The sequence below is a fragment of the Clostridium sp. DSM 17811 genome, from assembly GCF_018861905.1.
GTDB lineage: Bacteria > Bacillota > Clostridia > Clostridiales > Clostridiaceae > Clostridium_AD > Clostridium_AD frigoriphilum.
In genome coordinates, this window is record NZ_JAHLDU010000025.1 from 1 (window position 1) to 19,309 (window position 19,309).

Below are 19,309 nucleotides of genomic sequence, written 5' to 3' on the forward strand. Positions count from 1 at the left end.
TATGGCCTGAAGGTAACACCCGTTCCCATACCGAACACGAAGGTTAAGCTTCAATGCGCCGATGGTACTGCAGGGGTGACCTTGTGGAAGAGTAGGTTGTCGCCAGGTTATTAAAAAACACTAAGTTTATCTTAGTGTTTTTATTTTGCCCAAATTTAAATGAAAAATTAATTAGGGTCTATATTTAATACCGTTTTTTCTGGAAATGGAGAAGTTTTAGATCGAGCAGTTATTACAAAATCATATCTTGCCCCAAGTGGTGATGTTATGGGAATAACTGAAGTAATAGTTATGCTTCTCAAAGCAGCTGGTGGAAGGTTCTTCATTATATCTAAATCAGCAGAATAGGGAGTATTTGCGAGGATATCTGCTATTTTGATATTATCTATAGTAAGAGTATATGGAATTGATACCGCGTTAATTTTTAAAGTATAATCATCATATCCCCCACCCGTATTTTCAAATAAATTTGTTATAGTGGCTGTATATCCTGGCTGAGTTACTTGGAAGGATGTTGAATCATTTATCTTATTAGATGTTGGTAAAAGTGATGTTCCAGGAGTGAAACTAAAGGTAAGTGCATTGCTTTTCTCACCACTGTAAACTTTTGTGGAGATGTCATTATAGTATTGTACTGCCACAGCTTGCGTTGTAATTGTACTACCTGATTTAAGATTTGGTAAGGGAGATACGGTAAATGAAATCAGACCTGAAATTCCTGGGTCTAAGCGTGGTATTGATACAACTATTTTTTTATTAACGCTGTCATAAGTTGCACTACATAGCAGCGTAGTATTAATAGAATTAAAGAAAAAATTATTATTTAATGGAATGTCAACTTTACCATTTACAAGAGAAATAGCACTATTATTTAAAAATGTTAAAGTAAACTCCATTATAGAATTAGTATTTATATTTCCATTTTGAGTATATATTATTGAAGTAGTGAGATCTTTTGCACTTAAATTTAAAACTATATTAGGGTGATTTATTGTCACAGAAAGATTCTTACTTATGGTAATAAAAGCACCGCTTAAATTTTGTTTATATAGAACTTGGTAATTATTTGTCTGAACCGAGGTAGTAGCTCCAATGGTTTTATTAGAATTTGTGATTTTGCAAGTTAAAGTATAGGTTATTGTCTTTGCCTCTTTAAGTGCATCTATAAATCCTTCACTTTGAAAAGTCACAGAATTTCCTGACACAGTTGGAGTTATTACAATACCATTTCTGTAGGCTGGGCCTGTATAACTCTGCCCACCACCTGGCAAGACATCTTTCACAAAAGCATCATAAACCAAAGTTCCTTGTGGAATGGTCATAGTAATAGTATAGGTAATGCTTGAATTAACTTTGAATAAATAAGAATTATTTAATTTTGTTAGTGTGATAGTGGGTGAAAGTATAGTGACTGAAGCACTTTTATTTTGATTTGTATATTGATAACTGGTTGGGTCATCTTGCTGTGAGTATGGATTTGTATTTGTTGCTGTTGTTATAATAGTAATGCCCGGTGCAAGATTATTATTTATAGTTACATTATAATTTAATGTTAAACTTTGTCCTGGGGCTAATTTATTTATATATAGTTGAACTCCAAGTGCATCTATATAAGGAGTTTTATAGTTACCTGTCCCAGTAACATTAATAGAATTCTGGTTAATTGTAAACCACTCGGACAAACTATCTGTAAGTTGAAAGTTGAAAGCATCTGTTTCTGTTCCTAAAGTATTAGTATTTGTTATCTTAACAGTGTAGGAATAGATTTCTCCTGCTTTTATAGATGATGGGTTTGTACCAGTGACTGATTTTGTTAATTGTATATTGGGAGTTCCTATATTTATCAGTACTTGTGATCTACTACTATAAGCTGACCCCTCAGTATTACTTCCACTAAGTTTAAATAAATTATTGTTTTGGCTAGGCGATCCTAGTATCTTTATTGGAACTTTAAATGTAATTGTAATTAAAGATTTTCCTGGAATATCTCCATAATTAAAACTTACTCCATGAGGATCAGTTAACAGTGGAGTAAGTCCAAAGGGTTTATATCCAGTAAAAGAATATACAATATTATCTATAGGGTCAGCTGACAGTGGGAAAAAATCATCTAAGAATACTTGCTTTTGTATAGCTATCAAGGTGCTAGCATCGTAGGTTAATCTATATTCTGCTAAATCGCCTGGTGCTAAAGTATTAAAAGTTTTTGCAACACCGTTTTGGTAGTAGCCCTTTAAAAATATTTTTGTTATTTTACCAATACTTATACTACAACTTGCAGATGCATTATCTGTAACTACAATTAAAAGTTGAATTAGAGTTCCAGAAATGTTTGCGATGCTCCTAAAGCTATCAAATGCAACCACGGGTAATGGTATAGTGCCACTTAATTTATATCTATAATAACTATCTACTTTAGCATTTATTATTACAGTAGCTTGAGAGTTGTTTACAGCTAAGGGGAAATTATAAATCAATTCAAAACCCTTAAGAGTAGGGTTCTCTAATGCAGATGTAGGTGGCGTAGAACTAGATACATAGCTAATTCCATCTGGTAGTAGATAATTGACTACAATATTTTTAATATCATAATATTGACATACAGAATATACATAGGTATATTGTAAACTTTGTTGTACATCCGTTGTAACTTTATTTACGGAAGTTGTAATAATTAGGTCCATAGCATTAAAACTAACATCATTACTTACACTATCTTCTATAGAAAGCATGGTAATAAGAAGTTTAAATGTGGTTCCATGATATATTAAATTTCCTGTATTATCATTATATTTATTCCATACCGCATAATTAAAATTTACTATAGTATTACTACTTAATGATAATACTATTCCACCAAAGTAAACTTGAGTATATAATTTATTATTAATAAGCACAGTACTAATAGTAGGATTTCTAAAAAGACTAGCATCAGTACCAGATGTAGATATATTACCAATATACCTTATTCCATCTGGAAGAAGTATAGTTACATTTACTAGTGATGTGCTAATAGTATTATTAGTTAAATTGCAGCTAGCAGTATATACCTTAGTGTAGTCATTTAATAATATAGAAGTTCCTGCCCCTTTTAGTACTTTTGAAGGAGTTGTAATTGTGCTATAAAATCTTACTGATTTAAAGCTCATTACAACACCACTTGTAATCTTTTGATTTCCAATATCATAAATTCCCCTTGGCATAGTATCTACCTTACAATTTATAATAAATCCATTAAAAATATAGCCAAAAGGAATAGTTGTGCCATTTATAAATTTTGTTCCTGATTTTACCGTTACATTAAAAGTATAATTAACTTCTAATGGTGCTAAATCTTTTAAATTTACCCAAGAATAAGAAAATCCACCATCGGGATTTTTTACTGAGGATGTGATGCTTTGAGATGCAGTACTAACTGTTAATCCATCTGGTGTAGTTATAAATATAGTTAAATTATATAGTTTCATGCTTGTACTAAGATTTTTAATACTTATTGTAAAAGTAGTTGTCCCACCTAAAATTAGTGGAATGTTTACTGATTTATCTACAGTAACATTTAATATATCAGAGGCCATAATATCTCTCCTTAATTTTTGAATAAGTTTTGATTACAATTAATATATTCTCATTCTTAATTACTGTTCACATTTAGCTTAAATTGTAACCATATATCATAGATCTCATAACCTAATATGGAGTAAGTACGAATTACTCAATATTAGGTTATCATCACGTATAAACTCCGATGATGATATCAAGGAGGTCAATAAAATTGTCACTAATTAATCGTTTTTCAGCCATTGATAAGGCCATTATAAACGCTACTGGCAATAGTCTAGTGATTTGTGGTGATTCAACAACTATAGATGATAACACATCTGATATGATAACAGTCGCTGGCAGTACTACAAGAAATTGGGCAGCAGCTGGTAGTAATGGGACTATAAATATTCTGGGAGATAGCACAATACTTTATGCAGAATTAATATGGTATTCCACTGTTAGATCTGATGTTCCAGGGTCATTAGATGTTAGAAGTATTCAAGATAACCCTATAACATTAACTACGCCTCTGGGAATAAATCAGATTTCTCCACAAAATACTGAGAGTTATACAGATGCATCCGGTAATATTGATAGATTTAGAAGTACAGATGTAACAAATATAATTAAGGCATCTTTAGGGGGAACCTATACTGTCTCAGCTGTTCCTACTAGTTTGCCGCAAGCGGGGTTATCATCTACTAGAGCTGGGTGGACATTAACCGTAATTTATCGAAATGACGTTTTTGTTCCAAAAAAAATAATCTTTTTATCTGGAATAGGGCCTGCTACTAACACCACCCCATTTCAAACAACAATTACAGGATTTGCTACTTCTAGCGATGAAACTGATTTAAAGGGTAACATTATTTTTGCTTGTGCAAATGGACAGCCTCTTAATGGAGTAGAAACTTTAAAAACTGGTCCGTCTTTTGCAAATTTGACAGTAGAGGGAAATCCTGTAGGTGAACCGAATCCCAATCCAGGAACTTCCCCAAACAATCCTTATAATAGCTTTTTTCCTGGGCAAATTAATATCTGTAATCCAATAGATGCTAATGTAGGCCTTATTAATATTAGTGGTACAAATGGTAATAAGAATCATGATGGTTTTGTTCCTACTCAAGTTACAGGAGGAAGAAATAAGTGGGATCTAACAAATATAAACTTTAGTAATTCTTTGGTTACAAATCAGAATCAGTTAGCGGTGCAGTTAACTGAAAGTGGAACTATTGATGGTGTTATGATTGTAGAGACTGGTACTTCTGTAAATGCAATAGCTCCAGATATAATAGTAGATTTTAATATTTATGACCCAGATGGAAAAAGCACAAGTAAAGTCCAAGTTGGAGAGCAATTAATATATTCAGTGAAAATAAGTAATAGTGGTAAAAGTTCTGCGAATAACTTTATTTTATCTACTATATTAGATCCTTCTTGTTCTTATATTCCAAATTCTTTTACGGTAAATGGTGTAGTAAGTCCAGGAGCGGATATAACAAGTGGTGTTAACATTGGTACCATTGATCCAACTGGAGTTGCAAATGTTTTTTTTGCAGTAAGAGTTAACTCTCTTCCTGTGAGTAAAACTGTAAAGGGATATGTAGATTATAATTATTCATTTATATCTGGCTCAGGATCACCGACTACAACAAATTATGGAACAACAAAAGTTATAACTATAGATGTAATTTCAGCAACAATCTCCGTAGTAAAAACCTCTTCTACTCAAACTGCTTTAGTTGGAGATAGGATAAATTATACTATTGATGTAAAAAATACTGGCACGGTCCCAGTAACAAGTGTTTTATTTCAAGATATTATAAGTAAGTATAGCTCTTTTGTTACAGGGACTGTATCTATAGATGGAATATCAGAACCAACCTTAGATCCTAACAGCGGATTTTCACTTTCTGATATACCTGTTAGTGGTTCTATAAGAATAATATTTTCTGTAGATATTTTATCATTACCACCATCAACAATAGTGGATAATTCAACTAGAGTTACATTTACTACTATTAATCCTGCTTTTCCGTTCCCTATAACGAGAACTATATTCAGTAATATACTACCAATACAAATACAATTTACAGATATTGTTGCTACAAGATGTACTAGTAATGATTACCCTAAGGTAGGTGAAACTGTTACCTACAATTTAAATTTAACCAATATAGGTAATATAACGGCTACAAATGTAAATGTAATTGAACCACCTGTTTATGGTCAAATGTTTGTAACTGGAACAGTTACGATAGATGGTGTACCAAAACCTACTTTAAATCCTTTTACTGGCTTTGTTATAAATTCAATTCCGCCACAACAATCAACTGATATCCAGTATCAAATGTTAGTGAACGCTATAAATCCCAACAAAGTTATAGAAAATACTGCTAACGTGCCATTTAGATATCAAGTTCAACCAGGCTCACCAGAGATTGATTCAGAAATAAATTCTAATACAGTAACTACAATAGCAAACTTTGTAAAAGTAGACCTTATTGAAACAGTTGATAAACCTTATGCTACCATAGGGGACATTTTATATTACTCAGTGGCGATAACTAATTCAGGAAATATAGATGCTTTTAATACTATATTTTTATCTGGAATACAAAATGGAACCTCTTTTATCCCAAATAGTGTTGCTATTAATGGAGTTATACAACCTGGGTTTAACCCAAATGTTGGGTTTAGCGTGGGAACAATATGTTTTGGCAACACAAGTGTAGTAACTTATAAAGCTCTGGTTAATAGTGTTCCGATTCCTAATGTTGTTCTTAACTTTGCACAGCTTGTTTATTCCTTTAGGCCAGATCCAAATGGCGTTAGTATTACTACAACAGCAACAGGTAATACAGTACAAACTATAATTAATGCTCTGAGCTATACTTTTACAAAAACTGTAGATAAAGATTATGCAGTAGTTGGGGATTTCATGTCTTACTCTACATTTATTGTAAATACAGGCACTGTAACGTTAAGAAATGTTAAATTTGGAGATGATTTGTCTTCCTTTTTAACCTTCTATCCACAAACAGTTTTTATAAATGGAATTAATTACCCAGGTTATGACGTTAGAACCGGTTTTATTATTGGTGATCTAAATCCGGGAGATACTGCTAGAATATCATTTGGGGTAAGCGTAAATGCAGTACCGCCTTCAGGATTTATAGCAAATACAGCAGATATGGTTTACACCTATCAGTTAAGTCCGAGTGGAGAAGTTATAACAGAAAGTGCAAAATCAAATGAAGTTAGAACCAATATTGTCAACGGAAATTTAAGGATTACAAAATCGGTAAATAGAAATTTTGCTACCATTGGTGATACTTTAACTTATTCTTTTAATGTATCCAATATTGGTAATGTAACAGCTACAAATACAAACTTTTTTGATGTTATTCCTATAGGGTCTAGTTTTATACCAGGTACGGTTATAATAAATGGTTTGCCAAAACCAACCTATAATCCAGAGCTTGGATTTACTTTAGGATCACTTACAGCAGGGCAGGTAGTTTCTTTAAGCTTTAATACACTAGTAAATTTTGTACCATCACCTAATACTCTTATAAATAACGGTTCTGTAATATTTGATTATCTATTTAACCCTCTAGCACCACCAATAAGCAAAACAATAACTAGTAATAATGTTACTACAGTGGTAAATGTTGCTACAGTAACTTTCACAAAAGCAGTAGATAAATTATATGCAACGATCGGTGACGTATTAACCTACACTTTTCAAGCTACTAATACAGGTACTGTGGATTTAAATAATGTTATATTTAAAGATATAATTCCAGTTGCTGCTACATTTAATACAAACTCTGTTGTGATTGATAATGTTTCAAAACCTGGACTTGATCCCAATACTGGTTTTAGCGTAGATAGTATCCCCCCTAGTGGAGAAAGAGTTATAACCTTTAAGGTTACTGTAGTTAGTCTCCCAATTCCTAACACTATAATTAATAGTGGTACACTATCCTACAGTTATAAGATTAACCCAAGTGGAACAGAGTTTATAGGGAATATAACAAGTAATACTGTAACAACCACAATAAATAATGTTACTGTTACAAATACCAAAACTGTAGATAAACTATATGCAACGGTTGGTGATACTTTAACCTATACTTCAGTTATAAAAAACACGGGTAATATTTTTTTGATAAATACACTTTTTACAGATTTAACCAGGCTTAATACTACTTTCATATTAGGGTCTGTAAAGATTAATGGTCAAGCTCAAGCAAATTTCAATCCAAATACAGGGTTCACACTTGGAACTATAATTCCAAATCAATCAGTTTCTGTAGAATTTAATGTAACAGTTAGTAGTGTCCCACCTGCTGGTTTTGTAACAAATAATTCACTCCTAAATTACGAGTATAATATAGACCCATCAGGAGTCATAATTTTTGGTAATATAACAAGTAATACTGTAACCACCTTTATTAATTTAGGAAATTTAACTATAACTAAAGCTGCTAACAGAACATTTGCAAGAATAACAGATGTTATAAAATACAATTTCATAATAACTAATACAGGAAATACAGTGCTACAAAATATGTCTTTTATAGATATTATTCAAGCCGAATCATCATTTAATACAGGTACTGTGTTTGTAAATGGAGTTAATCAGACATTATTTAACCCCAATACTGGTTTTTTATTAAGTGATATAGGAATTGGTCAATTTACAACTATAGAATTTACAGTTACGGTAAACTCAATACCAACTAGTGGAACCCTTTTAAATACTGGTTCTGCAACATTCTCATACTACGTTGATCCTTTAGGTACCCCGACAACAAAAACAATAACTTCTAATCAAACCACAGTTAATGTTAATGATACTATTGTTTCTGCTACTAAGGCAGTAGATAAAGCTACAGCAAAAATTGGAGATATATTAAATTACTCTTTTATTCTTAGAAACGAAGGTAATACGCCTGCTCTAAGTGTATTTTTTACAGATTTACTAAATAGTAATATTTTATTTAATACAGGCTCAGTAATCATTAACGGAACTCCTAGCCCACTTGCTAATCCGAACCTAGGATTTTCATTACCCGATTTAGTGGCACTTGGAACTACTACGGTTTCTTTTAACGCAACTGTTCTAACAAGGCCAACTAATAACGTTGTACCCAATTTTGCAACTATAGATTATCAATATAGAATCGATCCACAACAACCATTAATTCCAGTAACTATAACTACTAATACCGTTTTAACCTATATTGCTACTGGTGAAATCACTGTAACAAAATCTGCAAATAAAGCATATTCAACTGTTAACGACACCATAGAATATACAGTTAGCATAAAAAATACAGGTTCTGTTAATGCAACAAATATGTCGTTCAAAGATTTAGTCCCAGGTAGTACTTCATTTATTACTGGATCGGTTATAGTAAATGGTGTAATACAAAACACTTACGATCCAAATGTAGGTTTTCCATTACCTGATTTAATTCCAAATGCAATAAACCTAGTTAGTTTTGCTATAAGGGTGGATTCATTACCAATAAGTGGAACTATCATTAACACTGCTGCAGTAACTTTTAGTTATCAGCTTACCCCAACAGATCCAACAGTAACTATAACTACTAACTCTAACAGTGTAACTACCTTTATTAATTTAGGAAAGCTTGTTATTACTAAATCTGTTGATAAAGCTTATGCTACCCTTGAAGATATATTGGCCTATACGATAACACTTCAGAATGTAGGTAGTGTAACAACTTCAAATATTTTCTTTCAAGATATTATACAGGCAAATGCATTATTTAACAGCGGATCTGTGGTTATAAATGGTGTAAGTAGTCCAACTTTAAATCCTAACACGGGATTTAGTCTTGAAGATATAGCAAAAGCTATAGTAACTACTGTTTCATTTACTGTAACAGTAAAATCTGTTCCGTTAAATTCGATTATTTATAACACTGCAAATGCGACTTATAGTTACTATGTTAATCCTAGCGACCCATTAATAAACGTATCAGCCCAAAGCAACACTGTTGCAACCCAAATAAACTTAGGCAAACTCACAGTTACTAAAGCCGTAAGTTTAGCCTATGCAACGCCAGGTGATACTTTAGATTATTCTGTTAATGTAGTAAATTCAGGAAATGTCCCGGTAGCATCAGTAAACTTCAGAGATGTTATTCCTACGGGAGCAACCTTTGTACCAGATTCTGTTACAATAAACGGTGTTATTCAACCAGGCTTAGATCCATTTAATTCTTTTACTTTAGGGACAATAAATGCTGGTGACTCTGTTATAGTTGGCTTTAAAGCTATTGTAACATCTGTTCCAGTTCCATCATTAATATCAAATATCGCAAATATAACTTTCACTTACAGAATAAATCCAGCAGGACCAGACATTATTAATCAAACGAATAGTAATGTTGCAACTACTCAGATAAATTTGGGACAATTGACACTTACTAAATCAGTAGATAAAACCTATGCCACATTAAATGATATATTAACCTATACTGTGGTCGTAGCTAATACCGGAAATGTTGATGCACTTAATGCAGTATTTTTAGATAATCTACAATCAGACGTAACATTTAATACCGGTTCAGTAACTATAAATGGGCAAAGTTATGTGGACTATGACCCTAATGTAGGTTTCAATTTAGGAACAATTCCTACTTTGGGAAGTCTAATAATAGTATTTAATGTAACGGTAACAACAGTGCCTACTCAGATTACGGTACTAAATTACTCTTTAGTAACCTTCAACTACAAGATTGATCCAAATGGTCAAGATTATACTAAATCAACACGATCAAATACAGTTTTAACCTATATAAGATTTGCAAGTTTAAAATTAGCAAAAACGGTTGATTTAACCTATGCAACAATAGGAAACACCCTAAACTATACAGTCGTTGTTACAAGTACTGGTAATACAGCTGTAAATCAACTATTTTTTATTGATATATTATCAAATGGAGCAACATTTAACACTGGTACAGTAATTGTTGATGACATTCCAGAGCCAACTTTTGATCCTATAGCTGGGTTCAATCTTCCAGATTTAGTTTCAGGAAATACTTCAACAATTAAATTTACAGCCACAGTAACATCATTACCGGTACCGCCTGTGGTTACAAACTATGCTACAGCTAATGGCGTTTATAAAATTGACCCAGCAGGGCCTAATTATCAAATAAGTGCTACTTCAAACACTGTTTCCACTCCAGTAAATGTGGGTAATATATCTGTAGTTAAATCTGTAAATAAATTATATGCGAATGTATTAGACACTTTGACTTATACGAATACAATAACTAATACTGGAAACGTCACTGCATCTAATGTAATATTTACTGATAACCTACAGCAGCAAGTATCATTTGTTGGAGGTACTGTAAGGATCAATGGTGTAGTGAATCCTCTACTTGATCCTACAGTTGGAATTCCTCTAAATAATTTAGGACCAGCTCAGGTAGTTATAGTAGAATTTGATGTAAGAATAGATTCGCTACCATTGCCACCACTAGTTTCAAATACTTCACAAGTACAGTTTAACTACAAAATTGATCCGAATGGCTCTATTATAACGAAAACTAATTTCTCTAATACTGTAACTACAAATGTTGTATTAGGTCAGCTTACAGTTACTAAACTTGTAGATAAATCTATTGCTACATTAGGAGATGTACTAACGTTTACAATTAATACAATTAATACAGGTAATGCTATTGCTAGTAATGTTATGTTTTACGATACACCTTCTGTAGGTGCAATCTTTAATACTGGATCAATATTGGTAAATGGCGTACCTCAAATTAATTTTGATCCAACTGTTGGCTTTAGCCTTGGAGATATTGGTGTAGGTAATGCTGTAAATGTTGTATTTACTGCAACTGTAACTTCTGTTCCGGTAAGCAGTAAAGTCACTAATCAAGCTACTTTAACTTTTAAGTATCTTGTTGATCCTAAACAACCTCCTTTTAGCAAAACCACATTCTCAAATATTACAACTACGAATATCGCGCTTGGTAAGTTAAGTGTAACAAAAGCAGTTGATAAGGCGTTCGCAACTATTGGTGAAAACCTCACTTATACTATTGTAATTACAAATATAGGTAATGTAGATGCAACTAATGTAATTTTCTTAGACCCTACACCTGCAAATGCCGTGTTTGTAATTGGATCAGTAACTGTAAATGGAACACCTCAACCAAACTACAATCCAGCAGCAGGATTTCCTCTTAATACAATTAAACCAGGTGAGATAGTAACAGTGGTTTATAGAGTACAAGTAATAATTTAATATAAAATCAAAATGGCTAACATCAATATACTCTGGTGTTAGTCATTTTATTAAATTACATTTACGAACAAATATATTTTTATTGAATAAAATAATATAAAATATCATTTTTAAATTACTTAAAAGAGGATGTTTGATTGGGATGATAAACAAAGATAATATTTATTTTGAGGTTATAAAACAATTAGATTATAAAGAAGAAAAAGAAAATGAAGAAGTAAAATTTTTTACAGACTTTAATGTAAAACGAAGTATTTATACTCCTACTATGAGTGGTAAACCGATTATTATCAATAAGTCTACTGCTTGTCTTGACATAAATAGCTGCAAGGTAATAGATACAATAAAAGGAACCTCCCTTGAGGGGCAACATTTATCAAGCAAAAAACTTCTGGTTTTGGGGAAGGTAATATTTACTTTATACTTTTTTATACCCTATATATGTGACCATTTATTTCACATTGATGAAATTGTTCCATTTTCAGTCTTCATAATAGTACCAGGTTGTACTAAAAAAGATGGTATATTTAAATTTAAATATATGATTGAAGATGTTACCTCCACTCTTATTAGTAATCACAAGTTATTTTTTAATGCTTCTATATTTATACAATATTTGAATGATTGTTAGATAAGGCCCAAATATTATGGAAGTAACAAATCAATGTAGAGTGGATTTTAATTATAAACTATCACCGCAAGGACCAATAATATGTAATACAATTTTTAGTAATGTTGTTAAAACAGTAATCATAGAAAAGTTAGTTGTGTCAGTAAAGAAAGTAGATAAGCCTACTGCCTGCATATTTGACATTCTTACGTACACTATCTGTTTAAAAAACAAAAGCATGTATTATGTTTCTAATATTTTTTTTCAAGATATTGTTCCAAGAGGTGCCAAATTTATATGTGGTTCTGTTAAAATAAACTGGATTAAAAATAAGAAGCTAGATCCCAATATAGGATTTTATTTAGGAACATTAAAGCCATTTTCAAAATGTTTTATTTCATTTAAAGTGGTAGTTTTACCACTAACCTTAGATTTAATTTTAAAAAATCGTGCTTTTATAACTTATGATTATTTTTATAATTTAGAAAAATCTCCAATAAGGGTTACCATAAAAACAAATATGACATGTACCACTGTTAGAAATATATTGTTTAAACAAATTAATATTTCGAATAAATTTGGAATTCAGAATCCATGTATTTGTAATAAAGATTTAATAAAAATTTCAACTAAAGTAAATATAGTTAAATCAAAGATTGTAGATACACCTACAGGTATTTCAGAAGAAGGTAGCTATTTAACGGGTTCCAAGATTTTAATTATAGGATCTATTAAATATGGTATAAGTTATCTTGATAAAGAATTTTCTAGGATTTGTTGTGAAAAATTTATTAAAGGTTTTTCAACTTCAATAATTGTGCCAAAGGTGATTTGTTGCACAATAAAACCTGAATTTAATATTATCAAAGAAAGTAAATTAACTACGCCTTTAAAAAACAAATGTTTTGAAGTAGATACTAGTATTTTAATATTCCTAATTTAGATAGAAAATATGAGCTTGCATCAGTATTATCTTCATTAATTCTAATGCAAGTATTTTATATTCCAACTACTGTTTTATTAAGTCTTTTTCTTATATTTTCTGCTGAAATAAGAGAATTTTGCTGCTTCTATGATGACATTTCTGATGATTCTTTTTTCAGTAGATTTAAAACGGATTTTAAGGTGATATTGCTGATCTGCTTAATGCTATTATTCCACAAACCATCAATGTTTGTGATGAAATTAATAAATCTCTTCCAGAGGATTCACCTTCTAAAAACCGTAATTCTGAGCTTATATATGATACTTCTGGTTTAAAACCAAGAGTTAAAGAGAATAATCCCAATACTCTTGTTTCAGAAGTAAACAGGATGAAATCTTATGCTAAAGATGCGAAAAACAAGCAACTTAACCCTTATGCTGCAGCATATAAGAACATGCCCGAATTCGATCAGGCAAACAACAGTATTAAGCTAGATTTCGTAAATTGACATTTTGGTTATTTTTATAAATTTGGTCTCATTACTAATGGCTGGGGCATCCCATTATGCCCATTAGATGAAACAACTTTTAAAGCAGAATGTCCTCGTAAAGGCAAACATAGAAGTTTAAAATTTAAGTTCACTTGTCATGAATCCCATAGGGATAAAAAAAGTGGTCGCATGACTTATGTTTATCCAGACAAAGATTTTAGGCTTTATCCAGGTGTTCAACGTAACTCTAAAGAATGGGACAATGAATATCGCAATCGTGCATGTATTGAACGAACTCTTTCATCTTTAAAATAACCCATGCATTGAATCACCAAGAACAATAAACACGGCAACTATGCGTGCTGATTTATGCCTAGCGGCTATTGCTAAAGTGATTAAATGTTATATTAGCTTATTCTATAAATAAACCATAATACATTAGAAGCATAATACATTAGAAGCATAAATAAACTGCTTAAAATCGTTGCTTAATTAAATTATCAACATAGCCACATTTAAATACCTCTTCACATGCTACGTATACCTTTTTAACAAAAGTTTTTTTGTGAGTCTTTTTTTGCACATTTTCAAGTCGAATTTTAAAAGTTATCCACAGTTTTTATTTTTGAATTCTACAAGCCCCTATTATATTCATAATAATTTGAGTTAAAATATAAAAATTATTACAATATAATATATGTGTCATAATAAAAATCGATATGATATGTAACATACTATTTTTATATGAATAACCTATAGTAGCAGTTTATATAAAATTTTACTGCTAGGAGGTTAAATTATGTATAAAGACGAAAACTATGATAGAAATTATATTGAGGGAAGAAAAAATTATTATTGGCATGCTAATGATGAGAGTGATTCTGATGAACATTACAGTAGAGAGTGCAATTCAAAGAAGTGTGACAAACATCACTGTAATTCTAAATGTGACGAGTGTGATTGGTGGAATGAGTGTGACGAATGTGACAGACATTCCTGTAAAGTGTGTGCAACAGGACCAACAGGACCAACAGGACCAACAGGACCAACAGGTGATCCTGGATCAACCGGAGCTACTGGAGCAACCGGAGCTACTGGAGCAACCGGAGCTACTGGAGCAACCGGAGCTACTGGAGCAACCGGAGCTACTGGAGCAACAGGAGTTACTGGAGCAACAGGAGTTACTGGGGTAACAGGATCAACAGGAGCGCAGGGAATTCCAGGGGGATTAACAGGAAATACCGGATCAACAGGAATTACTGGAGCAACAGGAATTACAGGAATTACTGGAGTAACCGGAGCAACAGGAGCAACCGGAGAAACAGGAACAACTGGACTAACAGGAGCAACAGGAATTACAGGAGCACCAGGAGATCCAGGAGGAGCAACTGGAAATACTGGAGCAACTGGAATAACAGGAGCAACTGGAATAGCTGGAGTCACTGGTGCAATAGGAGATACAGGGACTACGGGAGCAACAGGAGTTGCAGGAGTAGCAGGAGTGACAGGAGTGACAGGATCAACAGGAGTTGCAGGAGCCGCGGGAGCAACAGGAGTAGGAATAGCAGGAACAACCGGAGCAAACGGAGCAACTGGAACTGCTGGATCAACAGGAGCCACAGGAGGAACAGGAGCAGCCGGTTTTACAACTCAGCTAAGAGGATTGCAAGTTCAGTTACAAAATCCACAAACGGTATCTATTGCTCCTGGAGCAAATCTAATATTTGATACAATAATAAATGATTTATCATCATTTATGTCGTATAGTACTGTGACAGGTGAAGTAACAATTACGCAGAATGGAATATTTTATATTAATTGGTGGGTATCATCAGATGGTATAGTGGGTGGAACAGATGTATTTATTAGATTTGCCGTTACTACTTCAGCGGGTGACAATATACAGGCAGATAGTCCTATCTTAACGGGACAACTCAGTGGAAATGCTTTAATTCCAATTACTGCAAGTCCAGGACTTCCAGTGACTTTACAACTTATAAATGCAACGAATGGTACAATAGGATTTGGTATAACACCAGTTATAGCAGATTTAACAATTATTAATGTAACTCTCTAATTTTTAGTCCCATGGAAGAATATGTATATATCCTTCCGTGGGATTTTTCAATATTCTTGTGTAATTACCATAAGAATTTTAATTTTAAAATTTTAGATAACACATTATGCTTAAACAGCATAATATAAATCAGCAATAACGTCTAAAGTTATTGTAAGTAAGGAGGTTCAAAGTTTGGATACAATAGGTCTTCAAATTCAAAGAAAATTAGCTGGAAATGTAAATACAAATTCTAATGTAATATTTGAAACGACAGTAAATAGTTATGGAGATATAGTTTACAACTCAGTAACTGGTGAAATATCAATAAACAAAGTAGGAAGGTATTTTATTAACTGGTGGGTAGCAACTCAGTCAGCAATAGCGGTACCTGATGTAAACTTTTCAATAAAAACATCTCAAGGAGATAATTTAATTGGAAATTCACCTATTAAACAGGGTCAGGTTGTTGGTTTCGCTATTATACAAGTTGATTCTGCTCCTATAGTATTGAGGTTAGTAAATACAACTGCTACTAGCGTGGTTTACTCTAATTTGGTATCGACTAGAGCCAATTTAGTATTGGGTGAGATACAAGAAGAAATAGGAAGTATAACTGGAGCTACAGGAGAAACAGGAGCTACAGGTGAAACAGGAGCTCCTGGAATACCAGGAGGATCAACGGGAAACACTGGAGCAAATGGAACAACTGGAGTTACAGGAGCTACTGGAGCAGGAACTACAGGAACTACAGGAGCTAGAGGGATCACTGGTCCTAAGGGTGATAAAGGAACTACTGGTCCACAAGGTGTTCAAGGTATTCAAGGCCCACGAGGTTTTCAAGGTATTCAAGGGGCTACGGGTCCACAGGGGATTCAAGGAATTCAAGGTAACCAAGGTCTTCAAGGTCCTCAAGGTGTTACAGGCTCACAGGGAATTCAAGGTATTCAAGGAATTCAGGGCATTCAAGGTAATATTGGTGTAACTGGAGCTAATGGATCTACTGGAGCTGGAGATACAGGACCTACAGGGATTACAGGCGCAACAGGTAACACAGGTGCTACGGGTATAGGTTCAGGTACAACAGGTGCAACTGGAATAGGTGTAACTGGAGCTACTGGAGTAACCGGAACTACTGGTGAAACAGGAACAACTGGTGTAACTGGTGCAATTGGAATAGGAGTAACTGGAGCTACTGGTGAAACGGGAACAACTGGTGTAACCGGAGCTACTGGTGAAACGGGAACAACTGGTTTAATTGGAGTAACTGGAGTAACTGGAGTAACTGGAGTAACAGGAGTAACAGGAGTAACTGGAGTAACTGGAGCTACTGGGGAAACAGGAACAACTGGAGTAACTGGAGTAACTGGTGTAAATGGAGCCACTGGAGTAACAGGAATAACTGGAGTAACCGGAGCTACTGGTGAAACCGGAACAACTGGTTTAATTGGAGCCACTGGTGTAACCGGAGCTATTGGTGAAACGGGAACAACTGGTTTAATTGGAGTTACAGGAGCAACTGGAGTAACTGGAGCTACTGGGGAAACAGGAACAACTGGAGTAACTGGAATAACTGGTTTAATTGGAGCCACTGGAGTAACAGGAATAACTGGTGTAACCGGAGCTACTGGTGAGACAGGATCTACAGGAGTTACCGGAACAACTGGAACATCGTTCTTGACAGGAAATGGAGTGCCAACCTGTGGAATAGGTGAAGTAGGAGATAAATATATTGATTTGTCTACTGAACAGGTATATGAAAAATTTTTAATGCCTCCTGAACCGACAATAAGAACAATTCCACCACCAACTGGTGCTACTTTATTGGTTGGTACAGGACAACCATTTACAGACATTCAAACGGCTATTAATGCCTCAAGTAATGGGGATTTGTTATTGTTAAGTGCTGAAACGTTTAATATTACAGCAACTATTAATGTTAATAAATCGGTAACTATTGAAGGTGCTGGTATTGCACTAACTACAGTCATTACAACGACAACGTCTGTAGTCAATATGTTTAATGTAACTGTGCCTAATGTAGTTATTGAAAATATGAAAATTGTTCAAAACTATCCTTCCTCATTAACTATAGAAACTGTAATATCAATCAATAATTTATCAGCTACAGGCATTTATATAGATAATTGTGAGATTTCAGTATGTGAATTTGGAATAGGTTTTAAAGCTACAGAGTATCAAGTATCAAACTGTAGTTTCACCTATGCGCCACTTGGAGCTATTAATAACACTTACCGCTATATTCTTATACAATCTACAGCAGGCGAAAGTATTATTAACAACAATACCTTTGTATCTGCCTCAGGAGCAAACCGATGCATATTTATTGATATTACAAATGTTTCTGTTGCTTCAGGTACACTTCAGGGTAAGTTATTGATCAGCAACAATACGCAAATTGCTTTATTTACTTTAAGACAATTACTAGTGATTGAAGAATTTATTGGTTCGAATTTTCAATTATATATTAATAACAACACAACTACGAGTGAAGCAAACGTACCGATCCTACTATTTAACGCTATACTAGGTATATTTAAGTTTATAGAGGTGGTTGGAAACAATGTTCAAAACACGGCAGGAAAAGGTTTAATCGGAATTGATGGTAGTTCTACAGGAACCACAGATATATTTAGTTCCAACAATACTCTTGCTAACCTGTTTTTTACATCAGGATGGGCAAGTGCTACAATTCCGGTTAGTTTCATTGTAGGATATAATACAGCAGCAGTATCACCAGCACCGGTGCTTCCTTTAGCATCTTGTTATTGGCTCAATATTGGGACAATTGGACCTACAATTGCTTTCACACAAACAAATCTTACTTCACTTAACCTTCCAACAGGAGTTGCTACTACTATTCTTTCTAGAACAATAACGACTATAACTGATCAGATATTAAAATTGGATTCTATGGGAGATATTGAAATAACTACATCAGCTAGTGCTAATTCTCAATATACAATTTTATATGATCTATTATTGGATGGAGTTTCTATTGCTTTAGTTACTATTAAAAGAGATAAAAATTATGCTACTGCGGCTACCCGTGTTTTTAGTGAAATTCCTAATATGACATGGGTGAATTCACCTTCAGCAGGGGCACACATTTATAGAATTGACGTCACAGTTACTGGAACAAATATTGTGAGCCCATCTATAGCAATTACTAGAGCATTAAATATAATTAGTTTCTAAAGGATTTATTTTATAAGACAGTTTATTTTAGATATATTTTAATATCAAAAGAATACAGACTAAGAGAAGTGTTTTAGAGATAATTAACATGGTCTAATGATCTTTGTTAATTATCTTTAAAGTATTAATATTTCAAGAGAAAAGATATATTTTTATTT

Annotated in this window: 7 protein-coding genes and 1 rRNA gene; 6 read left to right on the forward strand and 2 right to left on the reverse strand. The window is 33.2% G+C overall.

Annotated features, from left to right (window positions below; genetic code table 11):
- Positions 1-108: ribosomal RNA gene (gene rrf, locus KPL44_RS20365) — 5S ribosomal RNA — on the forward strand; the annotation flags it as partial.
- Between the two features lie 59 nt (positions 109-167).
- On the opposite strand, the gene KPL44_RS20370 is transcribed toward rrf, so the two are convergent.
- Positions 168-3,575: an isopeptide-forming domain-containing fimbrial protein gene (locus tag KPL44_RS20370; protein WP_216253990.1), complete on the reverse strand. Its 3,408-nt coding sequence runs from the start codon at positions 3,573-3,575 to the stop codon at positions 168-170.
- Positions 3,576-3,772: 197 nt separating this feature from the next.
- Here KPL44_RS20370 and KPL44_RS20375 point away from each other — a divergent pair, with 197 nt between their 5' ends.
- From KPL44_RS20375 to KPL44_RS20385, 3 genes are all read left to right on the forward strand, one after another.
- Positions 3,773-11,851, forward strand: coding sequence for a DUF7507 domain-containing protein (locus KPL44_RS20375; RefSeq protein ID WP_216253991.1), 8,079 nt, complete (start codon positions 3,773-3,775; stop codon positions 11,849-11,851).
- 142 nt (positions 11,852-11,993) lie between these two features.
- Entirely contained in the window at positions 11,994-12,482 is a 489-nt protein-coding gene (locus tag KPL44_RS20380; protein WP_216253993.1) for an SPOCS domain-containing protein, read from the forward strand.
- 16 nt (positions 12,483-12,498) lie between these two features.
- The gene (locus tag KPL44_RS20385) at positions 12,499-13,404 is read left to right on the forward strand and encodes a DUF11 domain-containing protein (RefSeq protein WP_216253996.1); all 906 of its coding nucleotides are present in this window, start codon (positions 12,499-12,501) and stop codon (positions 13,402-13,404) included.
- A 177-nt stretch (positions 13,405-13,581) separates the two neighbouring features.
- Here the strand turns inward: KPL44_RS20385 and KPL44_RS20390 are convergent, their stop codons facing one another.
- Positions 13,582-13,749, reverse strand: a complete 168-nt coding sequence (locus KPL44_RS20390) for a hypothetical protein (protein WP_216253997.1) — start codon at positions 13,747-13,749, stop codon at positions 13,582-13,584.
- Between the two features lie 926 nt (positions 13,750-14,675).
- Between KPL44_RS20390 and KPL44_RS25895 the strand changes: the two genes are divergently transcribed.
- Both KPL44_RS25895 and KPL44_RS25900 read left to right on the forward strand, forming a co-directional pair.
- Positions 14,676-15,953, forward strand: a complete 1,278-nt coding sequence (locus KPL44_RS25895; protein WP_216254001.1) for a hypothetical protein — start codon at positions 14,676-14,678, stop codon at positions 15,951-15,953.
- 174 nt (positions 15,954-16,127) lie between these two features.
- Positions 16,128-19,151 carry a collagen-like protein gene (locus tag KPL44_RS25900; protein ID WP_216254004.1) on the forward strand — a complete coding sequence of 1,008 codons (3,024 nt, stop codon included), beginning with the start codon at positions 16,128-16,130 and terminating at the stop codon, positions 19,149-19,151.
- The last annotated feature ends 158 nt before the right edge of the window (positions 19,152-19,309 follow it).

Excerpts from the sequence above, each read along its gene's own strand:
- KPL44_RS20370 (WP_216253990.1), bottom strand. The coding sequence starts at position 3,575 with ATGGCCTCTGATATATTAAATGTTACTGTAGATAAATCAGTAAACATT.
- KPL44_RS20380 (WP_216253993.1), top strand. The coding sequence starts at position 11,994 with ATGATAAACAAAGATAATATTTATTTTGAGGTTATAAAACAATTAGAT.
- KPL44_RS20385 (WP_216253996.1), top strand. The coding sequence starts at position 12,499 with ATGGAAGTAACAAATCAATGTAGAGTGGATTTTAATTATAAACTATCA.
- KPL44_RS25895 (WP_216254001.1), top strand. The coding sequence starts at position 14,676 with ATGTATAAAGACGAAAACTATGATAGAAATTATATTGAGGGAAGAAAA.